Raw genomic sequence first — 25,116 nt, 5'->3', positions numbered from 1 at the left:
TTTCAATTTTTTGAAATCGATTTCAAGTTAAAAATAATTTTTTATTTAATAAATAAAATGTCGTCGATAATTCTGAAAACGTTTTCAGAAAATTTCATTGCAACGAAAATGATCACAACGGCAAGAGAATTTCAAAGTGCGAAAAAAATCGATCACATCGCTAATGAAAATGAACTGCGAGGATAAATTTCATTGCATTGATGCGAATGCGTAAAAAAATGATGCAACGATATTCGAGAGATATCCAAGAGCAACCATTGGCACTTGAATGAGCGGACAAAGCCTACTGAAATTAAAATATCCACATCGCATTAGGGGCGACGCATTCACCCATCCAACTGCCCATTGATGTCCCAAGCATAAAGGCCCTGCAACATGGAAACCCACGGCGACGAGCTTTTCGCTATAATCGTCCACAACCAGCTCATTGCGCTAATAAATGGCCAACTACATCCGCCGCGTCTGCCGGTGTAGATAATCTCTAATAACCTAGAATTCGCTATGTATAGCAAACCGCAACTCGGTTTCTGGCAGATATGGAACCTCTGCTTTGGCTTTTTCGGCATCCAGTTTGGGTTTGCCCTGCAAAATGCCAACGTCAGCCGCATCTTCCAGATCCTCGGCGCCCCCATTGAAGAGATCCCTATCCTCTGGGTTGCTGCCCCCATCACCGGTCTGCTGGTGCAGCCGGTTATCGGCTATATGAGCGATAAAACCTGGCATCGCAACGGCCGCCGCCGTCCCTATATTTTGTGCGGTGCGATTGCCGCAACCCTTGCGCTGTTGGTGATGCCCAACTCTCCCGAACTCTGGATTGCCGCCGGTATGCTCTGGGTGTTGGATGCCTCGCTCAATATCGCCCTCGCCCCATCCATTGCAATGGTGAGTGATATGCTGCCGGAAAAGCAGCGTTCCGCCGGATTCTCCATGCAGAGTTTTTTTATCGGTGTAAGCGCGGTAGTCGCATCGGCCCTGCCATGGATTTTGAATAACTGGCTGGATATCGCCAACACTGCACCGCAGGGCCATGTGCCGCCATCGGTAACCTATGCGTTTTATATAGGCGCAGCGATTCTCATGCTCAGCCTGCTGTGGTCGGCTTACAGCACGCCCGAATACAGCCCAGAGCAAATGGCCGCATTCCAGCGCTGGCGTAATGAGCAAGCCACTGTAGCGGACGGCCAGCACTACAGCGGCTTCTTGCGCTGGGGGACGATTTTTTTAGCTGCTGGCACCGTCGCCACTGCGTTAATTCCCATCGCCAAACTCGATCCCAAACTCTATGTGCTCAGCCTTGGCATTGTGTTTTTCGGACTGTTGCAACTCACTGCCGGTGCTCTGCAAAACGCCGGGCGTACTAACAATGCGCTCTACCAAATCACCCGCGATATGGTGTTGATGCCGCGTACCATGCGCCAGCTCGCCATCGTCCAATGCCTCTCCTGGTTTGCACTATTTTCCATGTGGATTTACACCACGGCGGCGGTTACTTCACATCACTACCTCAGCACCGATCCCACCTCCCTCGCCTACAATCAGGGCGCCGATTGGGTGGGCGTGTTGTTTGCAGCCTATAACGGCTTCGCCGCACTCGCTGCCGTTGCAATTCCGCTACTGGTGCGCAAAACCAATCGCAAAATTACCCATATGATCAACCTGTGCTTCGGCGCAGTGGGTTTGATTTCATTTCTGTTTATCCGCGATCCCCATTGGCTGCTGCTGGCGATGGTCGGTGTCGGTTTCGCCTGGGCCTCTATTCTCGCCCTGCCATTGGCGATGCTCACCAGCGCGTTGCCACCCGCCAAGATGGGTGTGTACGCGGGCATTTATAATTTTTTTATTGTCATTCCCCAGATACTGGCCTCCAGTATCCTTGCATTAGTGGTGAGTAAATGCTTCGGCGGCCAGCCGATTTACGCTATCGTCTGCGCCGGGGTATTTATGATTCTCGCCGCTATCGCCACTGCATTTGTCGATGACACCAGCAATAGTTAGCAACACTGTCAATAAAACCTTCTTCAACAAGACACGCGCTTATGCCAGCCAGTATCGAAGCATTGATTAATAACCTTTATCGCAGCGAATCGCGGCGTGTATTGGCCACCTTGATTCGCCTGTTGAAAGATTTTGACCTTGCCGAAGAAGCACTACAAGACGCCTTCGCTGCCGCGATGCAGCAATGGCCGCACGAGGGCGTGCCGCAAAATCCGCGCGCGTGGTTAGTCTCGACCGGCCGTTTCAAAGCCATTGACCAGATCCGCAAACGCGCGCGCTTTAATACCTCATGGGAAGATGTTGCCGAGCAACTGGAGGAGGAGTTACACAGTGAGGATAAAGACCACTCCGAAACACATATCGAAGATGACCAACTGCGCCTGATTTTTACCTGCTGCCATCCAGGGCTCGCACCCGAAGCGCAAATGGCGTTGACCCTGCGCGAAATTTGCGGCCTTACCACCGAGGCAATTGCGCGCGCATTCCTCACCACACCCAGCACCCTGGCGCAGCGTATCGTGCGTGCAAAAAATAAAATCCGCGATGCAAAAATCCCCTATGAAATTCCCGGACGCACCGAGTTGCCCGAGCGGCTCGATGCGGTTCTACATGTGATTTATCTGGTATTTAATGAGGGGTATTCCGCCTCCTCCGGCAGCGAATTAATTCGCCAGGAATTAGCGCAGGAGGCGATTCGATTGGGGCGCTTACTCGCGCATTTATTGCCAGAAGCTGAGGTGCTCGGATTACTTGCGCTGATGTTGATACAGGATTCACGTCGCCACGCGCGCATCGACAACAACGGCGATTTGATTCGGCTGGAAGACCAAAACCGCAGCCTGTGGAACCGCGAACAAATTGCCGAAGGTTCAGCACTCATCCAGCGCGCATTAAGTGGTGGCGACGTAGACGTCTATTGCCTGCAAGCCGCCATTGCCGCACTCCATGCCGAAGCCCCCAGCTTTGCCGAAACCGACTGGGATGAGATTTGCGGCTTCTACGATTTATTATTGATCCGCAATCCATCGCCGGTAATTGAACTCAATCGCGCCGTTGCTATTGCAATGCGCGATGGTGCGGCGGAAGGTTTGACACTGATCGATGGTTTACTCGCGCGCGGCCAACTCAAGGATTATTACCTGCTGCATGCTGCCCGCGCCGATTTACTCGGGCAACTGGGGGACATCGCTGCGGCCAAACACGCCTATGAGCGCGCATTGCTGCTTACTGAACAGGAACCGGAACGGCGATTTTTGCATAAAAGAGTGGCAGAACTTGGCTGATGTCATCTGCGTTTAATATCAATGCTTTAAACTCGAGCAGGATGAAATCGCCACGAAGGGATAAACCAAGATGGAACAATAGCCGCCAAACAATGTCCTTCTAATACACAAGTTAATACAGACCTAACCGCTGAAGGGGGAGCAACAATGTATATATTCAATACACCTATTTTTGAACTTATCCCCTATGCAACATTCAGCATTCTGTTTTTACTGGTTGTTTCGACAGCCCATTTGCGCAGAGTAATACTCCGTTATTCCGAGAAAAAACTGCCACGCACGTTTGTAGAATTCAAATTGTACGAAGAAAAACAAGACGAATCTGCAACCCTCTCGCTATATCACTACATCAATTCAAAATCATTTGAAAAAACCGACGACCCCTTTTTTATTGGCATCTGTCGTCGCTATATTCGCTGGGGGCAGCTTTTTATTATCGCGTTCACTGCCGCAATAGCGGATATCGGTTTTATTCTTTATGCCGTTTAGCCGATGGTTACAAGCGGCTATCCTTATTAAATAACTCTTTCAATTCCATACGGCTTTGTTTAACCAGCAGTGCCAACTCTTTTGGATCTTTACTAATCGCAATTGCTTGATGTATCAAGCTCTGGTCATGCTCGCGAAAAATATCAATCGCATGTTGCGATTGCCCTTCGGTATATCCCACCTCGGTGAGTGTACGTATAGCAGCACTCAAGCTGGATTCGTAAATTTCGCGAATCGGATTCTCTACTCCCAGCTCCACCAACTGATAAGCATGGGCACGGTCGCGCGCGCGAACAATAAGTGTGATGTGTGGGAAATGCGTTTTCACTAAGCGGGTTACTTCCAGTGAAGCCTCAATATTTACCAATGCAATAACCAACACTTTTGCATCGCGTATACCTGCAGCTTCCAACAACTCGATGCGAGTAGCATCGCCATAATAACTTCGCACACCGTAATGTTTTAAAAACTCGATGTGATCGGGATTTTTATCAAGTGCGTTAAAAGGGATATTACTGGCAGTAAGAATCCGGCCGATAATTTGACCAAAGCGACCAAATCCGGCAATGATGACCTCCGCTTTATGCCCATCCGGTTCATTCAATGCCTTTAGTGAATTTTCAGCTTGCTTCGTTTCTTGCTGCGCACCTGCTTGCATGGTGTGCTTGCGAGTCACAAACTCATACAGCATCACCAATGGGCTGGTCAGCGCCATGGAAATACCCACCACCAACACGACATAATTCCCTATCTCCTTGGGAATAAATGCAGATTGCTCAGCAGTCGCCATCACCACAAAAGCAAACTCACCGCCCTGCGCGAGCATCACGCCCATCAACAATCCATCCTTCAATGGGAATTTGCGGATGCGCAGGATTAATGCGACCACAGAAACCTTTATCAGCATCAAAGTCACTGCAAGTACTACTATCAAAAAGGGTTCGGCAAATAACAAACGCAGGTTGAGCGACATTCCTACCGCGATAAAAAACAGGCCCAACAGCAATCCTTTAAAAGGTTCTATGTCGGCAGCAAGCTGATGGCGAAAACTGGATTGGGCAAGTAGCATACCGGCAAGAAAGGCCCCCATACTCATAGAGAAACCAACCAACTGCATTAAGTAAGCAACACTCAACACAATCAACAACCCTGCGGCGGTAAGAATTTCGCGGCTGCCATATTTAGCGACTACTTGCAGCAGCGGATTAAAAATTCGCGCACCGGCCAATAATAAAAAAGCGACAGTGCACAAGCCCATCCACCAAGGCACATGATGTTCCGCATTTGCTGAAGGAGCCCAGTGGGCGAGCAATAATAAAATCGGGATAACCGCGAGATCCTGCAGCAGCAAAATTGAAAAACCTTTACGACCAATTGGTACCCCCATGATTTTATGCTCCTCCATCAAAGGCACTGCAAATGCCGTTGATGAGAGCGCCAGTGCAAGGCCAATCATAAAACCCTGTTGCCAGATCAAATCGAAAAATACCGCGATCAATCCCATAATCGCGAATGCCGTCAGCAACATTTGCGCACTGCCCAGCACGCCGACGTCCACTCTCATCTTCCATAACTGTTGCGGATTTAACTCCAGACCAATAACAAACAGCAGCAACACCACACCCAATTCAGAAAATTGAAATGCTGCTTCCGGTCGATAAATCAAACCCAATTCATAAGGGCCGATGATCGCACCCGCAACCAAATAGCCAAGAATTGCGCCCAAGCCGAGGCGCCGGAATAAAGGCACGGCAATGGTAGCGGCGAGCAGATAATAAATTGCGTGAAGCAGTGTTTCGTGCTGATCCATTAAATTGACTCTTGAATAAAAAGCGCTGGTCGAATTACAAATCCAACAATTCGTCGACAGTGACAAAAGTATAACCCTTGTCTTTTAGTCCGTGAATAATAAGGGGAATAGCTGCCATTGAGGCGTGGCGGGAATCAAACATCACATGCAATAGAATAATCGAACCGGGCTTAACCCGTTCGATTACGTGTCGTGCGATAGCCGCACTATCGTTCGCAATTATTTTATCCGTCTCCGGCTCTACATCCCAGGTAACACTGGTGATCGCTTGTTGCTGCAAATACCAGGGCAATACAAATAATTTTTTACCATACGGTGGACGGAAATAGATTTCTCCTTCATATCCCACTGAGCGAATCAACTGGTTGGTTTTTTCTATTTCATCGACTGCAGTTTGATAACGGATAAATGCCATGCGCTGATGCGAGTAGGAGTGATTTGCAATTTGATGCCCGGCTGCGAGAAGTTGCCGCGCCTCCTCTGGATTTTGCTCAATTCCCTGCCCGGTTAAAAAGAAAGTGGCTTTAACATCGTCCTGCTCAAGCAAGCTGATAATTTTTCCGGTTGCCCTTTTGGTTGGACCATCATCAAACGTCAGTGCGACTGCTTTTTCAGCAGTTTCCACCCGGTTAACCAACGTGCCAAAAACTTGATAGTCACGGCTCCGGCTCAACTGGAACAATAGGGCCGCAATCACCAGCATACACACAACGGCAAAAAGAATTTTCTTCAACTGCTATTCCCTATTAAATACCAACCTGAATTTCCATGAGCGGGTGTCATGATGATTAATGATCGCGCCCATTAAAATGATTGACCGGAATTTTTTCCAGCTCGATATTTTCCACGCAGCGGATGTTGAGCGCTATTGTAAGGTTGCCCTTCGGATCAGTGCCTTCTGCATAAGGACTCACGCCACAAATCTGGCAAAACTTGTGATGGATAACATGCTTGTTAAACGTGTAGTCGCCCACATTTTCGCCAGATCCCAACAAGGTAAATTGCCCTGCGGGGAAAAATGACAACAGCGTTCCCTTGCGTTGGCATATGGAACAATTGCATGACAACGCACTATCAATATTTCCTTCCACCTCAAATTTAATATTGCCGCAATGGCAGCTACCTTGATAATTCATATACGCTCCTGCAAATGATAAAAGATAAAAATGGAAAAGCTGTGGTCTGATTAGTGGCGACTGACTATAAAGCGATTCCAGCGAATAAAAAAGAGGCACCTCAGATTGCCCGGGAGCGCCGCTGTCATTATCCAAAGGGTAGCTCGTCAGGCGTCAAACAGAACTTATCAAAAAAAGAAAAATATTTTACTCCATCTTGTCGATTTTGAGTTTCGTTATACGACTAACTTATGAAAAGCGGCAAAACTTCACTGGAGGGAGCCTGTATTGTGTGAAAAATTACTCACTTTTCAATGATTTAACGATAAACACAAGTTATCTATCCAACTGAAAACCTGGCTAGCTGAAAACCTGGCCAACTACAAACCCGGAAGGAGAATCAAAATGACTCATTATGCTGACTGTTTTTTACTACCTATAGCGCCGGAAAAAATTACCGAATATCAACAAATGGCAAACAAATCCGGTGCCGTTTGGAAAGAGCACGGTGCAATTGCCTACTGGGAATGCCTTGCCGAGGACCTTGAGTGCCACGACATGACATCTTTCCGCACGTCAGCCGGCTGCAAGGATAATGAAACCGTAGTGATCGCCTGGATTATCTACCCCTCGCGCGAAGAGCGTGACCGCATTAATGCACTGGTGATGGCAGACCCTCGCCTGAATGAAATGTGCAACAAGGAAAATCCGCCGTTTGACTTCAAGCGTATGGCTTATGGTGGTTTTAAAAGCATTGTGCGTTACGAATAATTCACGTTGACACTTTTATAACATTGACAAAGGATAAGATCATGCCAACCCAAGTATTTGTTAATTTTCCGGTAAAAGACCTGGAAAAATCCAAAACATTTTTTACGCAACTGGGTTACACATTCAACCCGCAATTTACTGATGAAAATGCGGCCTGCATGGTTATTAGCGATACGATTTATTCCATGCTGGTAACTGAGCCAAAATTTAAAACATTTACCTCAAAAGAAATTGCCAATGGCCACGCAACCAAGGAAGTTATTGTTTGCCTGTCGTGCGAAAGCCGTGCAAAAGTTGATGAGACCATTAGCAGAGCTGTAGCTGCTGGCGGCAAAGCCTGGCCCACCGAGCCGCTTGATTATGGCTTTATGTATTACCACGGCTTTGAGGACCTGGACGGCCATCACTGGGAGATTATGTTTATGGAACCCTCTCACATCCAGACATAAATCTTTGCAATAATAAGCCCGCGCAAACACAGACTTTATTATCCACAATTAGCGAGGAGCACGATGAAATATTTATGCATGGTTTATTACGATGAAAATATCATCAACAATATGACCTCCAATGAGTGGAAAGCACTGAATAGCGAATGCGAAGCCTGCGGCCAACACCTGCGTGACAGCGGAAAAATGATTGGCGGCAATGCATTGCATCCTTCAACCACCGCTACCAGCTTGCGCATTCGCGATGGCAAACCACTGATTACCGATGGCCCGTTTGCTGAAACCAAAGAGCAATTGGCCGGATTTTATTTACTGGATGCACGCGATTTAAATGAAGCCATACAACTCGCCAGCAAGATACCGCCAGCGCGCATGGGCACCATTGAAATTCGTCCGATCCGCGAATTGGATTCAACAAAAGATGAGCGACTCCAACATTTTGCCTGATATAACCAGCAATTTTTCCTCACCGCGCATCGAACAAGCCGGCCCATTATTAGTGGCCGGATTACGTGAACCTGTAGATGAGCAAGCGGCAGAAAAAATCCCGCAATTATGGCAACGCTTTGTTGCCTGTTGGGACGAAATCCCACAACGTGTTGGCCCGGCCGATTATGGTTTATGTATTCGCCTGGATGAATGTGAATATTACTACATGGCCGCCTGTTCAGTGTGGGACTTTACCGGGCTGCCCGGGAAATTCAGCCCATTCATTATTCCGTCGCAAACCTATGCCGTATTTGAGCACAAAGGTTCGGTGCAGTTTATTCGGAACACCATTGACTTTGCATTCGATCAATGGCTGCCGCAATCAGGTTATCAACATTCCGCTCCACAAGAATATTCGCTGCATTTTTTTGAACGCTACGGCGAACGATTTAATCCGCACACCGGCGAAGGTGATATTGAAATTTGGCTGCCTGTTAGCGGCCGATAAATAAAAGAGGAGACTACTTGGTCTCCTTTTTTATTTCATTGCTATATCAAAGAGCATATCAAAATTCCCACTCCGCATATCCGTGGAAAGCATCATATTCATATATGAAACTATATCATTCCTCTACTCACAACGTCGTGACATTAAATATCAAACACACAAGCAACCAAACTTTCTATATCGTTATGTTTTGCAGCGGGATTTAACGCTCGCTCAAAGATATGAAAATCATTTGGTGCTTTTTCTTTCATCCAGATAAATGATTTTTTTGGACCTTGATACCATAGCTGCCGAAGCTCGAAGTAATCCTCCAGCAATGCTGTGAGTAGCCAGACGCCTCTATAATTACCTTCGATATCATTGCGCTGTATACGCGCCAGCATTTTTCCTGCCCATTGCGAGCGCACCTCTATTTCCTCTGCCGTGAGTACCGCAGGACCCGCCTCATAAATACTTTTCAATCCTGTCAAAAATGCTTCCGTTTTCGCTGAAGCCTGAACAATAATTTGGCTATCTCTCAATTTTAAATATTCTTTTGTCGGCGATGCTAAAAGTACCTCCGGGTAGACAAATACATCCCAAAAAGCATTTTCAATTAATTGATTGTTCCGAATTTCATCATTTATCGGCGCGAATGCGGCAACATCATAATCGCTATCCGGTGTTGCAGAACCATCCGCACGCGAGCCATACAACAAAATAGTGTGTGCACCATAGTTGGCAATAAGATAATCGACAATCTGCGCTAACACAGGATCAGTTAAATGCATGATGATTGGCCTGATATTGAGGGGACGGGCAATACGATAGTAAAGTAAGGTACAGTTTACAATAAAAAAACGGAGAGGCATTCCTCTCCGTTTTTTGTTCCGGCAAATCACTACGCTGTTATGATGTGGGTTTATCCAACGTTAGTGCAGGAGTTGTGTTAAGTGAAACAATACGAGTCTTGCTGATTTTATGGCGATATATCTCGCGCAGGTATTTAATTGCCTTTTTCACACTGTCACGCGACAGGCGGATATCGTTGATTGAGCAGAATTTTTCTGCATCGTTAATCAACTCGCGATACTTTTTCTCGTACATGGGTTTGATTGCATACCAATTGGTATCGAGAATTTTGGCGGGGTTTTCATACTCATTGAGCATTTTATCCACCAGCTTCTCATCAAACTCATCGGAGCGAATAAACTCCAACATAGCGGCATCAAGCTGCTCATCGAAACGATAAGGGTCTTTGGCAAAACAACGTTTAATGAAGGCCACGATCAAGGTTAGGAAATCGTCGCTCAAGCATGGGCTTTTTACAATAAGGGTGGTCAATGAAATATTCGCCGAGGCACCAATGACTAACGCATAACGTTTGAGCGTGGTATTTGGGAACAATGAATTCAAATGCGATTTGAGTTTATTCAAATCCATGTAGGACAGTTTGTAATCTTTCGGCAGAGAAATGATCGATACAATTGATGAACAATTTTTAAAGAAATGCAGATTCTTCAACTCTTCAGCGTCATAGCCCTTTTGTAAATAGCGCGCCAAGGATTCACGATAACGCTCCGACTCAATCGGCAGCAAGCTGATACCTTCAATCGCCTGGGTGACTTTATTGAAGTGCGGCAGATCAATGGAGCGATAGAACAAATCATCGATATTTAATTCACTGCTCTTTTTAGGGTCAATACCACGTAATTTATCTACACCTTGTGGTGGTGTTGCATTCGGAATGACCGACTCTGCATAGGCGACGGCAACAGGACCCGCCAAACTCATAAACAAATCGTTGGCGTCGAGGCGAATCGTTTCGCCGATATCGATACCGGCGCGCCGGAAATAATTTTCATCGTAATCGGTAGTCACCGCTTGCGCGGTGAGGATATTAAAAATTTGCTGGGAAATATATTGATTAGCGTATTTCTCCATGGCATTCACATCGATGTGCGGAATATTGCCGTCATCCGTTGCCTCGGCGTAGCGCATAATGTCGTTAGAGATCAACATCATCGCATTCCATGGGCGAATGCGATGCATCACGCTGGCTTCGCTGCTATCTTCGTTATCAAAGTTGTAGGAAAAATCCCACTCTTCCGATAAATATTTACACAGCAAGCGACCGGCATTGATATGCAGCGCCTCTGACATTTCTACACCGTGATCGGAAATATTCGGCAGGATGCAAATGCCGCTGGTGAAAATAGGCTCGAACACAAATGAATGACCGCGATTTTCAGCGTTTGCAGCTTCCGAGCGCACATCAAATGTTTTGCTCATGTAAGCATATTGCTGGGCCAGGCCAAATTCACTCGCCATACCGGAACCGGTGCCGCCACCGGCACTGAAAATATAAAAATACAACCGCGATTGGTTGGCTTTGATTCCGCAGGAATCGATTAAATACGAATGGACAAATTTCCAATCGGGATTGGAAAAACGCTGCGTATCTTTATTGAGAATAATTTTAGCGAGATATTGGCCAAGAATCGGCGCGTTACCGGAACCACCCGCATGGACTTCGGACAGGTCCATGATTTTCATTTTGGTGTAATCCTTGAGGAAACCGGAGCGCTCGCCTTTGTGCGAGAAACGAATTCGGCCTTCGATATCTTTATCAAGATCGCCGAGCATCACCAGCGGCTCAATTAAAAACACCGGCTTGAGGTGATGGCCGCCTTTTAAATGCAGGCTGCGCTTGATCCAACGCATCGGCTTATCCTGCTCGCGCACTTCTTTCTCTTCGCTGTTAAATTCATTGAGATAAAAGTTGCGCGCGTTATAAACCAGCGATGCGACATCCAACGCAATATTGGAACCGCAACGTCCCAAACCAATCAGGCAAACCGACGGAAACTGCGGCTGTTTCTGGTTGTTGGTATCCTGGTCATTGGTGATATGCGGATAGACACTGCTGCGCAGGGTATCCAGATTGTAAAGAATCTTGTCCAGGTCGCGCTCGGTAAAATACATATAACTGGCGCTTTGCGCCGGGGTAAGCAGGTTAATGACCTCCGCCGCTGGAGGAGCATCCAGCGTAATCAGATCATCCTGGTCCTGTGCTTCAGTGGGGCGAGAGGTCTTTTTGGTGGCCATTTTGGATAAATCCTTATTGAGCGACAGTGTTATTAGTAGGAAAGCCTGCGCGGCTTATGGTCTAAATCCTATTAACGCTAGTCGCGACTTGGCATAAATACAAACTTGCATGCCGTTGCCGCCCAATAAGTCTTTAAAAATAACGATTTTGGATCGTTCCGGTACTTACTTTGTACCCTAACTCCGCTTGTTAAGTGCTGCCAGCACTTTGGCATCGCGTGCGTAGATATCCGGTTTGAAGGCAATTTGTGTCTCACTGATTGCATCAACTGTCCAATAGGCGAGCAATATAGGTACGCGTTTCGCCAGGGTTACATTGCGCGTTTTACCATTCGCCAACGCCTGGTCAATTGCCTCTGAATCCCAATTGGGAGTTTCTGATAACAGCAGCTCAACCAATTCCAATGCACGCTCAACCCGGATACAACCTGAACTAAACGCGCGCTGGCTTTTGTCGAACAGTTTTTGATGCGGCGTATCATGCAGGTACACCGCATAAGGATTGGGGAAGCGAATCACCGCTTTACCCAGCGCGGCATCATCGCCTGCATCCTGGCGCAAGGTGACATTACCCGGCCGGTTCCAATCGACATTGGCGGGATTCAGCTCCTGGCCACTGCTATCCAACACGCGAATGTTATGGTCGCGCAGGTAATTGATGTCTTTACGCACTTTGGGCAGGACATCCTTGCGCAAAATGGTGGGTGGCACCGTCCAGGTAGGATTGAGGGTGATGTAATTCACTTCGGATTTAAAAATCGGTGTGGTTCGATACGCCATGCCTACTTGCACGCGCGAACGCCAGATCGGTTGGTGCGCCTTGAAATACGTTACCTTGAACCCCGCCACATCAACCAGCAACATTTCCGCTGGAATGTTATGCAATAACCAACGGGCGCGATCCAGGTTCACGCGGATTTGGTCAACGCGCGATTGCACTGACACATTCAACGCGGCGCGTGTGGCTGGACCTATGGCACCATCCACTTCCAGATATTGATCGCGCTGGAACTTCTTAACCGCCTCCACCAGATATTCATCGAAGACGTTATCCGGGTTGATACCAATCTCAACAATTGATTCTGCTGGAGTGTCGGACGAGCTACTGCCTTCAGGTGTCATCACATCAGCAACAAACATATCTGTCGCTGAGGGTACTGAGCTCGCGCTACTGGCCGCCATAAATTTGGTATCAGCCCCAAGACATTTCTGCGCTGGCAACAAACCCTGCTGGCCTTCGGCCGCAGGTAATATAGGAGCGACATATTCGCCGGTCACACTCAGGCGCTGGCGCAAAATCGCCACTTGCGGATCAACCATACAGGGTTTGAGTGATGGGCCTGCAGGCAAGGCTGGCCAGCCACCTTGGGCGGCAATTACCCGGTAGCGTTTGAGACCTTCGCGCAGACTGTTGTAGATCGGATGCTGCGGACGGATTTTGGCGAAGATCTCGGCAACCGGGGTGAGATCAACACCACCGGCAACATAGACACCTGCGCCGGTCAGGGTGAGATCTTCCAGTTCAAAATTCCATTGTGGATCGATACCGGCCGGGTCAACCTTGCCATTAAAAAGATGGTAGAGCGCGCGTAAATAAGCATTGGTAGCGCGAATGTCCACATCAGCATGGCGGGCAATAGAGTCGGGAGAGTTATCATCAGCCAGCGGCGGTGCCTGGCTTAGCAGGGCAATCTGGTAGTCCTCAGGACTAAGGCCATCCTCTATAAGCGAACCGAGCGCCGCGATCAACTCTTCCAATCGACCGGGTTGATTCCACACCGGGCGGAATTGTCGCTGGGTATAAAAAGCGCTAACCGCTTGACTGAGATCCCGCGAACTATTGCGGGCAGATTCCTGCGCAAGCCGCATAGTCGCTACCCGCGCCTCGATCTCTTGCACGATTAATTCTTGTGGAGAGAGTGGTGCAGATTGGCCAATATTGGCGGCCCAGATAGGGATACTCGCGCCACACACCATTAACAACACAATACTGGTAAACCAGCGACCCGCGTTAACGGGGAACTTCAACAACCGAAACAACTGCATAAACGCATGCTCCTGCGCACTTAAGTAAAACGTGCTTATTATCAAAGGTAGCAAAAAAAAATTAAAAATTTGCTGTTTTTTTGATCATTAATGTTTGCTGCATCGATTTTCAGATGCTAGGATTCGTTCGGTATCGCACTTTAGTGGTTAAAACATAACCAGAAACAGCAAGGCCGCTGCAACTTTTATCGCCCCAGAACTCCGGGAATATCCATGTTGTACAAAACCTTTAGGGCCGTGTCTTTTTCGGCCTGCATCAGTCTTTTATTCACTTTTCATGCCACTGCCGGACAAGCGGAAGCAAGCAATCCCTTCTTAACGCCGTCGCCGTTTAGCAACGAGCAATCGCCTTTGACCTTGCTGAACAAATTAAGCAAAGCTGCCCCTGCGGCAAACCCCAAGGTTATTGGCCTGGCGCTGTCTGCGCTGGATTGTGCGATGCATCAGGGCATCTCTCCGGCACGTAATTTAACGGTAATCGATTATTCTCTCGCGTCTACCGTTCCGCGCTTATGGGTCTTCGATTTGGTCACCGGCAAGCTGCTTTTTAACGAATTAGTCGCTCACGGCAAGAATACCGGTGAAAATTTTGCACGAAATTTTTCCAATACTTACGGAAGCTTGCAAACCAGCCTCGGGCTTTTCCGCACCAAAGATACCTATAACGGCTCCAATGGCTACTCGCTGCGAATGGACGGCCTGGAGAGCGGTTTCAACGACAAAGCAATGGAGCGCGCAATCGTATTTCACGGTGCCCCCTATGTCGATTCAAAAATGGCCAGCAAAACCGGTCGTCTCGGTCGCAGCTGGGGTTGCCCGGCCGTTCGCCTGGGTATTGCCAAGAAGGTCATTGATACCATCAAAGGCGAACAGTTTCTCTTCTCTTATTATCCAGACAAAAAGTGGCTGACCAGCTCCAGGTTTTTGAATTGTCCAAGCAGCCAGCGCTGGGCCAAAAACTGATGCGCGAATCGCTCATGCGGCTTGCTGCGTGAGCGATTTTTATCCCGACACTGACTTTCGCGATTAATCCCCCCGGTGCAGTATCCCCTTCTTAAATAGCGACCATCAGTAAAGCTTTGTTAAAAAAACCGCCAGCTTGCTATCAATTTATCAAGCTGTGTAAATAGCATCGCGACATATCACAACAAATAGTATAAATACGCTAATAGTTTATATGACTTTTACAGTTTTAAACATTCGAACAGCCCCATATGTAACCGTTTTCATCTAGAGTAGCAGCCACTGCTGCCGGTGATTCATATACGGCAAAAGAGCTGTTTAAAAAATCTGCCAAGCTTAGGATGCAAATCAAAAGCTAGCCTGACAATTCCAACCCAATTATAAAAATGCCCAGGTCAAACACTATGAAAGAGCTCCACGCATTCACTCCCTTGTTAGCCACAACCACACTCATGCTCTGCGCAATATCAGTCCCGTTAATGGCTGCCGCGAAAAAAGAACCTTGGGAACTCGCCCAGGAAACTGAAGTATGGGAACCCGTTCCACCGGTTATCAGCGTACCGGCGAATGGCATTCCTTCAGATGCAACTGTGCTGTTTGATGGTAAAAATCTCAATCAATGGCAAGGTGCCGAAGGCGGCATGGCAAAGTGGAAAGTTGCTGATAACACTCTGACTGTTGTACCCAAAACTGGCGACATCAAAACCAAAGAATCATTTTGTGATGTGCAACTGCACGTCGAATGGAAAACCCCAACCCTGATTACCGACGAAAATGGCAAATTGCTAGAGAGCCAGGCGCGCAATAACAGCGGTGTGTTTTTCCAGGAGCGCTACGAGATCCAAATACTGGACTCCTACAACAACAAAACCTATCCCAACGGACAAGCAGGTTCGGTTTACAAACAATCTATTCCACTGGTAAATGCATCGCGTGCACCAGGCGAATGGCAAACCTACGATATTATTTTTAAAGCACCGAAATTTGATAACGAAAAACTTACCTCACCCGGTTTTGTCACCGTGTTACACAATGGCGTGCTGGTACAAAACCACGTTGAAATCCAGGGCGCAACTGAGTGGATTGGCAAGCCGGTTTACAAAGCGCACGGCTGTGCTCCACTCCGCTTGCAAGACCATGGCAATGCCATGAACTTCCGCAATATCTGGGTACGCAAACTCTAATTTTCCGCCCTATCCGCTGGCAGTTCAGCTTATCGCTTTTACTGTCTTTGTTCGCGCCGCAGTGGTTCACTGCGGCGCTTTTTTAATTAGATCACAGGTATAGATTATGTCTCTCCTGAAAAACTTTATATTGCTTTCAAAAACGGCACTGCGCTCCGCGACTGTTCCCGCAACTATATTGTTGGGCTCATTATTTGTTTGCAGCGCATCTCTCTACGCACAAAATCCTGCCGATTATTTTAAAGCGGACAGTGCCTGGGTTAACGCCAGCAAAGTAAGTGCAATCGGCAATACATTGCAAATAACTCCCGCTAAAGACGGCAATATTCTCGTGCTCAGCGCCAAGGGCAGTACCGAGCATTTGAACGCGAATGAACATCTTGGCGATTCGGTGCTCGAGACGGAATTTCTCGTTCCTGAAGGCAGTGATGCAAAATTGTATTTGCAAGGCCGCTATGCGATAGACCTGAAGAATATCAACAACGAATGGCAACACTTGCGCGCAACCTTCCGTGCGCCGCGTTATAACGAAGCCAGTGCCAAAGTTGATGCTGCATTGATTGTGGAAGTGCGCATTAACGGCGAAACCGTGTTGGTGAATGATATCCGCCCCGCAATGAGCGAGAACGCCAACATCGCGTGGGAAAATCCTGCCGGTGCCACCAGCTTTTTGGTAAAGAAGGGACAGCTTGCGTTGCGTAATTTCACTATTGCACCGGCAGATTTCTCATTAATCACCATGCCGAAAACCTCTGGCGAAATTACCAATGAAAAAGAGTTAGTGGATTTTGTTGCGCTCGGAAAAGAAACATTTGAGTCTGTCGGCTGTAATGCATGTCACTCGACAATTAAAAACGATCCGGGTGTAAGCACCGGTCCAAACCTGTTCGGTTTGTTTAAACGCGAACCGCGCGACCGCGAAATTGTAGAAGGGGGCGAAGGTCATCGCTTCACCATTAAAGCGGATCGCCAATACTTGCACCGCAGTATTCGCTCCGCCACCGATCAATTAGCGATTGCTGAAAGCGGCGCTAAAAAAGGTGAAGCATTCCTGCCCATCATGCCGGCGTTTTCAGTGCAGGTATTAAGTGATTTGCAGATCGACGCAATCGGCGATTACCTTGCAACCCTGAACGACCTGCGCGACCAAGGTCCTACCATTAAATTGCTCGCCCAAACCGGCGCAGAAGAATACGATCCGATTGCTGACCGTTTGCAATTATTGGTTGACGATGAAGTGCGCATCCAACGCGGCCCGATGGCCGGCGTTTCCGGTCGGGCAATTCATGTAGGGTCACCCTGGGGCGTTAACTATTCATTTGATCCACGCTTACTTGCCATTACCAAAATTTGGCAAGGCGGCTTTTTAGATATGACCGGCGAATTTACCAATCGCGGCGGCAAAGGTTTAAAGATGGGTTACGAGAGCCGCGAAATTAATTTTGGCAGCCAGGAATTCTTATTCGCACCATTAAACGCGCAAGGCAAGATAATCGACTTCTCGTTTAAAGATGCGCAATTCGGCGATGTGGAAACCATCACTGCATCGCTCAACAGCAAAGAAGATCACCTGCCCCGCGTTGCGGCGATGGATGCGCAATTTTTAGGTTACACGCGCAATTCCAGGCAAAAAAATGAACTGCCGACCTTTAATTATCGCGTTGGTAAAAATACCCTGAAAGTCCAGACGTCAATTGCTGCCAACGGTGATGTAAAAATCACTGTGAATGGCGATATAAAAATTGCCCAACAATTTTCACTCAATACACAACTCCTGCAAAACGCAGCAACTAACAAAGGTGAAATCAGTAATAGCCAATGGACTTTACCTGCCGGCAGCAAAACCGCAACACTCACAGCAAAAATGCAAGTGGCGGCCAATGTCTGGCATGCGAAAAAATCGGAATTTGATTACCGCAAACAACCCATCAGAATTACCGAATCCAAAGCGGATTTGCCCGCGGGTTACAGCATCGAAAGTTATTATCCACCCAAAGATAATTTTGGCCGCGAGCAATTATTTGAAGCACTGGGCTTGGCATTAACCCAGGACAACACTACCGTTGTCGCCACCCGCACAGCGGGAATCTGGCGCATAGTGAAAGGCCAATGGTATTTATTTGCCGAAGGTACTTTTGACAGCCTTGGCGTATTGGTTGAAGACAAAAAAGGCCTCGCCGTTATCGCCGGACAAAAAGCCGAACTCACACGCATTCGCGACACCAACGGTGATGGCATTGCCGATAGTTACGAAACCTTGTTCGATGCCCACTCCTATCACGGCAACTACCACTCCTACATGCACGGCCCTGTTCGTGGCAGTGATGGGGCTTATTACATCAGCATTAACCTCGCCGATGGCGGCGACGGTTCCACCTACAAAGCCGGCGGTAAATACATGGGCACACAAGGTGGTTTAGCCGGATGGAATATTCGCGTCGAACCTAACGGAAAATTCGAACTTTGGGCGAATGGTTTACGCAGCCCTGCCGGCTTGGGAACAGCGCCCGATGGTCGCCTCTGGTATTCCGATAACCAGGGTGAATATATGGGAACTTCAAAAATTTTCGATATCAAAAAAGATGCGTTCTTTGGCCACCCATCCGCGCTGGTCGATTTACCGGGCATGACCGCCGACTCACCGGAAATTACGTGGGATAAAGTACAGAACACACGTACCAACGCCATTATCCTGCTGCCGCATAACCGCGTTGCCAACTCACCGGGTAATCCGGCGTGGGATACCACCAAAGGAAAATTCGGTGCTTTTGCAGGACAAATGTTGATGGGCGACCAAACCCAATCAAACTTGTTGCGCATCGCATTCCAAACTGTTGATGGCGTTGAGCAGGGCAGTGTAATGCCGTTTGTTGATGGCCTCGAATCGGGCGTTATGCGTCCGCTGTTTTTAAAAGACGGCAGTTTGCTGCTTGGGCAAACCGGGCGCGGCTGGCAAGCCAAAGGTGGCCATGTCGCAAGTTTGCAGCGCATTATGTGGGATGGAAAAACTATTTCACCCGCCATTACCCAAATGCTCGCGACACCAACCGGTTTTGCAATCGAATTCACCCAGCCAATCGACAGTAAAGTCAGTGCGGATGCATTAAGATCGCTGGTAAGGTTGGAATCCTGGGTTTACCGCGACGCGCCGGATTACGGTTCGGATGAGCTGGACGTAACGCAAGAATCGATCAAATCAGTATCGATCAGTGCTGATCGCAAAACAGTGAATGTGGATTTGTCGTCGTTGGTACAAAAGCAGGTCCATCCACAGCAGACTGCCCGTGTTTATCACGCACAGTTAACAACCCAAACAGTGTTTGAAAAAAATGCAGCGGAAAAAATGGATGCGTATTACACGCTTTATAAATTCCCAGCAGCAAAATAAAAAAACCATCGCATTACCAAGTGCGATTGAAATGGATTCCATCATTAGCTCCGGGGCGCGCAGCCTGAGACCGTGCAGCATGGATGCTGTGCCCGAGCCTAGAGGGACGTATTCACGGCGTGTCTCAGGCTGCGCGCCCCGGAGCTAATGACTGACAAAACAATACCATGTAATTAAACAAACCAAGTCAACCACGATTCAAGGCCCGCAATGAAAAACTTTCGCTTTGCTCCGCTATTCCTCGCTGTAATTACCGCATCTACTTTCGCCGCTACTGAAGAATTAATCGTGACCGGCAGCTACAACCCGGTTACCAATGAACAACTTTCTTCCTCAGTATCGGTAATCAATAAAGAAGAATTACTCCAACTCAGCAGCAACAATGTTGTTGATGCACTCCGTCAAGTGCCAAGCGTATGGGTAGAAGAGCAAGGTGGCCCCGGCGGCATTACCTCCATCGCATTGCGCGGTGCTGAAGCAAACCACACCTTGGTATTGCTTGACGGTGTTCAATTGAATGACCCGACAAACACACGCGGTGGAGCATTCGACTTAAATGCAATTAATATCGAATCCATTGAGCGCATTGAAATTATTCGCGGTGCGCAATCAGCAGTTTATGGCTCCGATGCACTCGCGGGTGTGATTCATATCATTACCCAACCACCGGGTAAATCAACAGTTACTGTGAATGCCAGCGTTGGTACTGACGACTACGCCAGCATGGGTGTAAGCGCGACAGGAAAAGTGAGTGACATCGGTTACGCGTTCGGCATCCAAACCAAAGATGCCGGTGAACCGGTTCCCGGCAGCACCGCAAAAAATACCGAATTCACCAGTCGCTTGAATTGGCAACTCGATAACAATTCGCTGAATTTTAATTATCGTTATCTGGATGGCGAGCGCACCAGCTTCCCCGAGCAAAGTGGTGGGCCCGAATTCGCTGTCGGTCGCGACCTCGATATCAGCGATTATAAAGACCAAAGCGCAGCATTGAGCTGGGTGTCGCAAGTGAACAACATTTGGCAAAGCAAAGTGAGTGCAAGCTGGTATCAACGCGATGAAGATCTTATATCTCCCGGCATACTCCCTTTCGATGCAGTGCCACCTAACGGCTCGATAGTTGATTTTACTCGCACTCAATTCAGCTGGATCAATACCTTGGGCGATCAGCAAAAATTCTGGGCGAACATTGGTGTAGAAACCAAGAAAGAAGATGGCACCAGCGAAGGATATTTATTCTCACCAGATGTGTATCCCATTAATTTTGCACTGGATCGCCAGGTCGATAGCGCCTTTATCAATTTGAACGCTTATGCCACTGAAGCATGGTTAGTGCAAGCCAGTATCCGTCGCGATGATGCCGAAGGTTTTGATGCTAATGACAGCGGCCAAATCGGCACCAAATTTACAGTGAATGACAACTGGACTTTATTCGCCAATTGGGGCGAAGGTTTTAAATTGCCCAGCTTTTTTGCCTTGGGCCATCCACTGGTTGGCAATCCCGATTTGCAACCTGAAACTGTAACCACACGCGATGCCGGTGTTGAATTTAATCAAAACGCATTCAGCGCACGCGCCAGTTATTTCGATCATCACTATCGCAACCTGATCGATTTTGATTCCGAAACATTCAGAAACGTTAACCGCTCCCGCGTGGAAACCAGCGGTGTTGAATCGGAATTCAATTGGCAAGTGCTACAAAACCTCAGTCTGCGTGCACATGCCAGCTATACCGATATCGACATGATGTCGTCTGATAACCACTTGCTCGGTCGCCCGCAACTTACCTACGGAACCTCAATCCATTACGCGCTGAATGACCAATGGAAATTCAATGTGAATTACTTGCATGTGGATGATCGTTTTGCTGTTACCCGCTATGCGGGCGTGGATGATGAGCAAGTGCTTGATGCTTACAATCGCCTTGATGCCAGCGTGCAGTGGCAAATCAATCAACTTACCCAGATAGGTTTATCAGTAGAAAATCTGGCCGATGAAAATTACTACACTGATATTGGTTTCCCTGCCGCAGGCACCAGTGCGAAAGTAAATGTGAAACTCAATTTCTAAACGTTTATCTCCGTCATAAAAAACGCCCAAGCCTGACTTGGGCGTTTTGGGTTAGCCTTGTAGAGCAGGCCATCAAGTGACGCAAGAATCAAAACCTGGCAATGGCCCTGTATCTCTGTTGACTATCCCGATAATCTCGCGCAAGATCCCGCCAGCAAAAAATAAGAAAGCCTCATTAATGGGGCTCATTCGAGAGTTCAGTATCTTCTCACACCCTTCTACATCAAAACCCCCTCTAGGCAACCGCTGAAACATTCATTTGTTTGCGTTGGATTCGCTCAATTAATTTCTAGCGAATCAATTTATTTTTAATCCCAAGAGGCAGAAAAATGTATAACAAAGGTGCATTAATATTATTTACATCCTGTTTGCTCACTGCATGCGGTGGAAGCGGGAGCGGTTCGACCAATACCCCCACTCCGACAACATCAAGTGCGGCTTTAAGCTCGTCCTCCATTGTAAGTTCCGGCTCCAGCATCAGCTCAAATGGTAGCTCAAGCAAAGCTGCTGTTGTTATCCTGCAAGGACAATTTAAAGATAACAACGTAAACGGCCTTCATTTTATTTCCGGCAACCAATCCGGAGTAACTAATGCCAGTGGTGCATTTACTTACGAGCAAGGTACAACCATTACTTTTTCGATCGGAGCAATAACGCTTGGCACAACACAGGGCAAGGAGCTGATTACTCCCATCGACTTGATTGCTAATGGTAGTTCGGATGATATAGCAGTACAAAATCTAGTGCGCCTGCTATTAATGCTGGATGCCGATGGTTACACACGCAACGGCATTCAAATTTCTTCCGCAGTACAAACAGCGGCAAGCAATTGGGCACAAATTGATTTTACTTCTGCTAATTTTCCTACCAATGTTACCAGCATCATGATGGCAGCTACTGCTGCCGATGGTGGTTCCCATATTCTTCCTGATGCTTCAGTAGCAAAAGCACATATGGAATTGACACACTTGTGCAGTTACTCAGGCGCCTATAAGGGAACATCAAACGGCAATAGCCACCCGGGTTTTATTGTTGATGCATTAAATGGGAATGTGTCAGGATTTTTGTATGACGATGCAAGCAATTCAATAGTTGACTTAACCAATATTACTGCTATCAAACACAACCACCAGGTGTCGTTTTCAACTGGCAATAACACCAACACCTACACCGGTGAATTTACTTCGTTAAACAATATAACTGGCACTTGGCAAAAAAATACCGATAGCGGTACATTTGCAGCTTCACGATTGACAGGAGCAATCAATGCAGTGTATCGATTCACCGCCGGTTATACAGGAACAGAATCCGGATTTTTTGCATTCGATATCGACCAAGCGAATAAAGTTACCGGCACGCACTACGATGTAAAAGCCAACACAGAAGAGTCCCTCAGCGGAACCTTGATCGGCACAAAACTGACTGCAATTACAGCAAAGGGAATTCAAATCCAGGGGCTGCTGAGTATAGATTCCGGAACACTGAGCGGCACCTGGTCAGAAACCAGTAACGGCGCCTCGGGAAATTTCTCCGGTAGCGGTTGTCAACTAAATCCTATACCACTTTCCATTGATGGTTTCCGTTCCTTTAAAACCGGCCGCGATACCGGCACTGTTCAACTTATTCCCGCATCAGGAGCCGACCCATTGATTTTATTGGATGGTACTCCTGTAGTAAGAGTACGCATGAATGTAAATCCGTGGGGTGAAATGTCATTTCCAATCAATGGGTTTGATCAGACCGGTGAGGCGGCACAAGTGAATTTAACCGGTTCCGGTTTTATCGATATCACCTATCAATCCAATCAAAGCGTGAACTTGCAACTGCGCCAATATGCCGTTCACGGTGGTACACATAATCAAATAACCTTGCCGGCAGCGGCCACATTCACCACCGTTCGAATTCCGCTTAGTGATTTTAAAGGCGGACTAACCGCATTGGATTTAACCAAGGTAGCGAAATTTAATTTTGCGCTTTTAAGCAATAATGTTAATGACGGTTATGCGGAACTGATTGTTAAGCATTTCAAAATTGAACATTTTAATTAACCGCTAACGCGCATTCTGACAGGGATATAATTCAGCTATTGCTACTGTATTATTGTTCCTGTACTTACGATTTAGCCTTCCATAAAAAAAGCGATTGTCCATGCTGACAATCGCTTTTTACCAAGACAATATCTAAAAAATGAACAGAGACTATTACTTCTCGTAAAAGTCCAGATCAGTCGCAAAGGTTTCACGCACAAAATATAAAGTGATAAAAGTAATCGCCATAATGCCCGCGCCTACCCACATAAAGCTGGTGATAATATCGCCATTGTTTGCCGCAACGACAAGACTATAAACCCAGGCAATTGGCACCAGTGAACCGCGTGCAAAATTCGGCACACTGATCGCAGAGGTCGCACGCAAATTAATACCAAATTGTTCGGATGCATTGGTCACAAACAGCGCCCAAAATCCGACTGAGAAACCGAGCAGGAATATCGCTGTGTAAAACATCGTACTGCTGACATTATTCAAATTCAGGTAGACAAAAATCATCAGCGTGCATATTGCGTAAAATAATCCGAAGGCTTTCTTGCGGCTGCGCATTAACTGGCTGGCAGTACCCGAGGTAAGGTCACCAATAACCAAACCGGAATACGCGAGCAAAATACACAAATTTTGCGCGATGCTGCCATTCACATTGAGTGTTTTCGCAATCTCGGGAGCACGCGCCACCAATAAACCGATCACGAACCAAACCGGTAATCCGAGCAAGATTGTTTTGAGGAAACGCAAAAAACGCTCGCGCGTGGCGAACATCATAAAGAAATTGCCTTGGCGAATATCCGGCGCGTGGGCTTTTTTAAACATCGCACTTTCATAAGTGCCAATACGTAATACCAGCAATCCAAGACCAAGCACACCGCCAATAATGTAAGAGTTTTGCCAGCTGGTAAATTCCGCTACCAAGGCAGCAGCGATTGCCCCTGCCACACCAACGGAGGCCACAATCATAGTGCCAATCCCGCGTCGGTTTTTATCCATCAACTCTGCCACAAGACAAATACCTGCACCCAATTCGCCGGCGAGCCCAAAACCCGCGATAAAACGCAGCACCGCATAGGTTTGCATATCAGTCACAAAGGCATTGGCGAGATTGGCAAGCGAGTAAAGAATGATGCTGCCGAACAGTACCGCGAGGCGGCCTTTTTTATCGCCGATAATTCCCCAGGCGATACCGCCAATCAACATGCCTAACATTTGGATGTCGAGCAGGTGCTGGAACTGCTGCAGAATAATTGCAGGCTGGTCGGCCCATTGGGGATTGATGTCCGCGATACTTTGTTTGCCGATTACCAGAAACAAAATAAGGTCATAGACATCCACAAAATAACCGAGGGCGGCGACGATAACGGTAGTGTTAAGGATTTTTTGGGTCGCCGCAGGCGCCGCAATGCTGGTGGTGTTCATGGTATTTATCTTTATTGTGAACAAAAGGAGCCGCATTGTACAAAGACTTTACTGCCACAGGTAGC

The 25,116-nt window shown here is 47.5% G+C and carries 19 protein-coding genes; 12 read left to right on the top strand and 7 right to left on the bottom strand.

Features of this window, described 5'->3' with window-relative positions:
* Window positions 1-501: 501 nt before the first annotated feature.
* The 3 genes from AC1RJL_RS00795 (at window position 502) to AC1RJL_RS00785 (ending at window position 3,767) form a co-directional block, all read left to right on the top strand.
* Window positions 502-1,995, top strand: a complete 1,494-nt coding sequence (locus tag AC1RJL_RS00795) for an MFS transporter (RefSeq protein ID WP_492910836.1) — start codon at window positions 502-504, stop codon at window positions 1,993-1,995.
* Window positions 1,996-2,036: 41 nt separating this feature from the next.
* A complete protein-coding gene (locus AC1RJL_RS00790; RefSeq protein ID WP_492910835.1) occupies window positions 2,037-3,278 on the top strand; it encodes an RNA polymerase sigma factor in 1,242 nt (413 codons plus the stop codon).
* Between the two features lie 147 nt (window positions 3,279-3,425).
* Window positions 3,426-3,767 carry a hypothetical protein gene (locus tag AC1RJL_RS00785; protein WP_492910834.1) on the top strand — a complete coding sequence of 114 codons (342 nt, stop codon included), beginning with the start codon at window positions 3,426-3,428 and terminating at the stop codon, window positions 3,765-3,767.
* Between the two features lie 7 nt (window positions 3,768-3,774).
* On the opposite strand, the gene AC1RJL_RS00780 is transcribed toward AC1RJL_RS00785, so the two are convergent.
* From AC1RJL_RS00780 to AC1RJL_RS00770, 3 genes are read right to left on the bottom strand one after another with little or no spacing between them, the layout of a single operon-like run.
* A complete protein-coding gene (locus tag AC1RJL_RS00780; RefSeq protein WP_492910833.1) occupies window positions 3,775-5,577 on the bottom strand; it encodes a monovalent cation:proton antiporter-2 (CPA2) family protein in 1,803 nt (600 codons plus the stop codon).
* A 34-nt stretch (window positions 5,578-5,611) separates the two neighbouring features.
* The gene (locus tag AC1RJL_RS00775) at window positions 5,612-6,310 is read right to left on the bottom strand and encodes a polysaccharide deacetylase family protein (RefSeq protein WP_492910832.1); all 699 of its coding nucleotides are present in this window, start codon (window positions 6,308-6,310) and stop codon (window positions 5,612-5,614) included.
* A 55-nt stretch (window positions 6,311-6,365) separates the two neighbouring features.
* Window positions 6,366-6,848: a GFA family protein gene (locus tag AC1RJL_RS00770; RefSeq protein ID WP_492910831.1), complete on the bottom strand. Its 483-nt coding sequence runs from the start codon at window positions 6,846-6,848 to the stop codon at window positions 6,366-6,368.
* Between the two features lie 249 nt (window positions 6,849-7,097).
* On the opposite strand from AC1RJL_RS00770, the gene AC1RJL_RS00765 reads away from it, so the two are divergent.
* From AC1RJL_RS00765 to AC1RJL_RS00750, 4 genes are all read left to right on the top strand, one after another.
* Entirely contained in the window at window positions 7,098-7,463 is a 366-nt protein-coding gene (locus tag AC1RJL_RS00765) for a DUF1428 domain-containing protein (protein ID WP_492910830.1), read from the top strand.
* Between the two features lie 41 nt (window positions 7,464-7,504).
* On the top strand, window positions 7,505-7,912 hold the full coding sequence (locus AC1RJL_RS00760) for a VOC family protein (RefSeq protein WP_492910829.1): 408 nt from the start codon (window positions 7,505-7,507) through the stop codon (window positions 7,910-7,912).
* 63 nt (window positions 7,913-7,975) lie between these two features.
* Window positions 7,976-8,359 (top strand): YciI family protein, encoded by a 384-nt coding sequence (locus tag AC1RJL_RS00755; protein WP_492910828.1) that lies wholly within the window; start codon window positions 7,976-7,978, stop codon window positions 8,357-8,359.
* Window positions 8,334-8,849, top strand: a complete 516-nt coding sequence (locus AC1RJL_RS00750) for a GyrI-like domain-containing protein (protein WP_492910827.1) — start codon at window positions 8,334-8,336, stop codon at window positions 8,847-8,849. Before AC1RJL_RS00755 ends, AC1RJL_RS00750 begins: the two co-directional genes overlap by 26 nt.
* A gap of 143 nt (window positions 8,850-8,992) precedes the next feature.
* Here the strand turns inward: AC1RJL_RS00750 and AC1RJL_RS00745 are convergent, their stop codons facing one another.
* The 3 genes from AC1RJL_RS00745 to AC1RJL_RS00735 all read right to left on the bottom strand — a co-directional run bounded on the left by AC1RJL_RS00745 (window position 8,993) and on the right by AC1RJL_RS00735 (window position 13,982).
* Entirely contained in the window at window positions 8,993-9,619 is a 627-nt protein-coding gene (locus AC1RJL_RS00745; RefSeq protein WP_492910826.1) for a nucleotidyltransferase family protein, read from the bottom strand.
* Between the two features lie 118 nt (window positions 9,620-9,737).
* Window positions 9,738-11,936, bottom strand: coding sequence for a hypothetical protein (locus tag AC1RJL_RS00740; protein ID WP_492910825.1), 2,199 nt, complete (start codon window positions 11,934-11,936; stop codon window positions 9,738-9,740).
* A 177-nt stretch (window positions 11,937-12,113) separates the two neighbouring features.
* Window positions 12,114-13,982: a L,D-transpeptidase family protein gene (locus tag AC1RJL_RS00735; protein WP_492910824.1), complete on the bottom strand. Its 1,869-nt coding sequence runs from the start codon at window positions 13,980-13,982 to the stop codon at window positions 12,114-12,116.
* Between the two features lie 213 nt (window positions 13,983-14,195).
* On the opposite strand from AC1RJL_RS00735, the gene AC1RJL_RS00730 reads away from it, so the two are divergent.
* The 5 genes from AC1RJL_RS00730 to AC1RJL_RS00710 all read left to right on the top strand — a co-directional run bounded on the left by AC1RJL_RS00730 (window position 14,196) and on the right by AC1RJL_RS00710 (window position 23,638).
* Window positions 14,196-14,945, top strand: a complete 750-nt coding sequence (locus AC1RJL_RS00730) for a murein L,D-transpeptidase catalytic domain family protein (RefSeq protein WP_492910823.1) — start codon at window positions 14,196-14,198, stop codon at window positions 14,943-14,945.
* 404 nt (window positions 14,946-15,349) lie between these two features.
* On the top strand, window positions 15,350-16,129 hold the full coding sequence (locus AC1RJL_RS00725) for a 3-keto-disaccharide hydrolase (protein WP_492910822.1): 780 nt from the start codon (window positions 15,350-15,352) through the stop codon (window positions 16,127-16,129).
* A gap of 106 nt (window positions 16,130-16,235) precedes the next feature.
* A complete protein-coding gene (locus tag AC1RJL_RS00720; protein ID WP_492910821.1) occupies window positions 16,236-19,517 on the top strand; it encodes a DUF7133 domain-containing protein in 3,282 nt (1,093 codons plus the stop codon).
* Between the two features lie 210 nt (window positions 19,518-19,727).
* A complete protein-coding gene (locus tag AC1RJL_RS00715) occupies window positions 19,728-21,590 on the top strand; it encodes a TonB-dependent receptor plug domain-containing protein (RefSeq protein WP_492910820.1) in 1,863 nt (620 codons plus the stop codon).
* 329 nt (window positions 21,591-21,919) lie between these two features.
* Complete coding sequence (locus AC1RJL_RS00710; RefSeq protein WP_492910819.1) at window positions 21,920-23,638, top strand: hypothetical protein; 1,719 nt, start codon at window positions 21,920-21,922, stop codon at window positions 23,636-23,638.
* 153 nt (window positions 23,639-23,791) lie between these two features.
* Here AC1RJL_RS00710 and AC1RJL_RS00705 read toward each other — a convergent pair whose 3' ends face one another.
* Window positions 23,792-25,051 (bottom strand): MFS transporter, encoded by a 1,260-nt coding sequence (locus tag AC1RJL_RS00705; protein ID WP_492910818.1) that lies wholly within the window; start codon window positions 25,049-25,051, stop codon window positions 23,792-23,794.
* Between the last annotated feature and the right edge of the window lie 65 nt (window positions 25,052-25,116).

The sequence above is a fragment of the Cellvibrio sp. GW822-FHT04B05 genome, assembly GCF_058800985.1.
This window is presented reverse-complemented; position numbering and strand designations above follow the sequence as displayed.

Bases quoted from the DNA above. Each gene is read 5' to 3' on its own strand.
- AC1RJL_RS00795 (WP_492910836.1), top strand. From the start codon at position 502: ATGTATAGCAAACCGCAACTCGGTTTCTGGCAGATATGGAACCTCTGC.
- AC1RJL_RS00790 (WP_492910835.1), top strand. From the start codon at position 2,037: ATGCCAGCCAGTATCGAAGCATTGATTAATAACCTTTATCGCAGCGAA.
- AC1RJL_RS00785 (WP_492910834.1), top strand. From the start codon at position 3,426: ATGTATATATTCAATACACCTATTTTTGAACTTATCCCCTATGCAACA.
- AC1RJL_RS00780 (WP_492910833.1), bottom strand. From the start codon at position 5,577: ATGGATCAGCACGAAACACTGCTTCACGCAATTTATTATCTGCTCGCC.
- AC1RJL_RS00765 (WP_492910830.1), top strand. From the start codon at position 7,098: ATGACTCATTATGCTGACTGTTTTTTACTACCTATAGCGCCGGAAAAA.
- AC1RJL_RS00760 (WP_492910829.1), top strand. From the start codon at position 7,505: ATGCCAACCCAAGTATTTGTTAATTTTCCGGTAAAAGACCTGGAAAAA.
- AC1RJL_RS00755 (WP_492910828.1), top strand. From the start codon at position 7,976: ATGAAATATTTATGCATGGTTTATTACGATGAAAATATCATCAACAAT.
- AC1RJL_RS00750 (WP_492910827.1), top strand. From the start codon at position 8,334: ATGAGCGACTCCAACATTTTGCCTGATATAACCAGCAATTTTTCCTCA.
- AC1RJL_RS00745 (WP_492910826.1), bottom strand. From the start codon at position 9,619: ATGCATTTAACTGATCCTGTGTTAGCGCAGATTGTCGATTATCTTATT.
- AC1RJL_RS00740 (WP_492910825.1), bottom strand. From the start codon at position 11,936: ATGGCCACCAAAAAGACCTCTCGCCCCACTGAAGCACAGGACCAGGAT.
- AC1RJL_RS00735 (WP_492910824.1), bottom strand. From the start codon at position 13,982: ATGCAGTTGTTTCGGTTGTTGAAGTTCCCCGTTAACGCGGGTCGCTGG.
- AC1RJL_RS00730 (WP_492910823.1), top strand. From the start codon at position 14,196: ATGTTGTACAAAACCTTTAGGGCCGTGTCTTTTTCGGCCTGCATCAGT.
- AC1RJL_RS00725 (WP_492910822.1), top strand. From the start codon at position 15,350: ATGAAAGAGCTCCACGCATTCACTCCCTTGTTAGCCACAACCACACTC.
- AC1RJL_RS00720 (WP_492910821.1), top strand. From the start codon at position 16,236: ATGTCTCTCCTGAAAAACTTTATATTGCTTTCAAAAACGGCACTGCGC.
- AC1RJL_RS00715 (WP_492910820.1), top strand. From the start codon at position 19,728: ATGAAAAACTTTCGCTTTGCTCCGCTATTCCTCGCTGTAATTACCGCA.
- AC1RJL_RS00710 (WP_492910819.1), top strand. From the start codon at position 21,920: ATGTATAACAAAGGTGCATTAATATTATTTACATCCTGTTTGCTCACT.
- AC1RJL_RS00705 (WP_492910818.1), bottom strand. From the start codon at position 25,051: ATGAACACCACCAGCATTGCGGCGCCTGCGGCGACCCAAAAAATCCTT.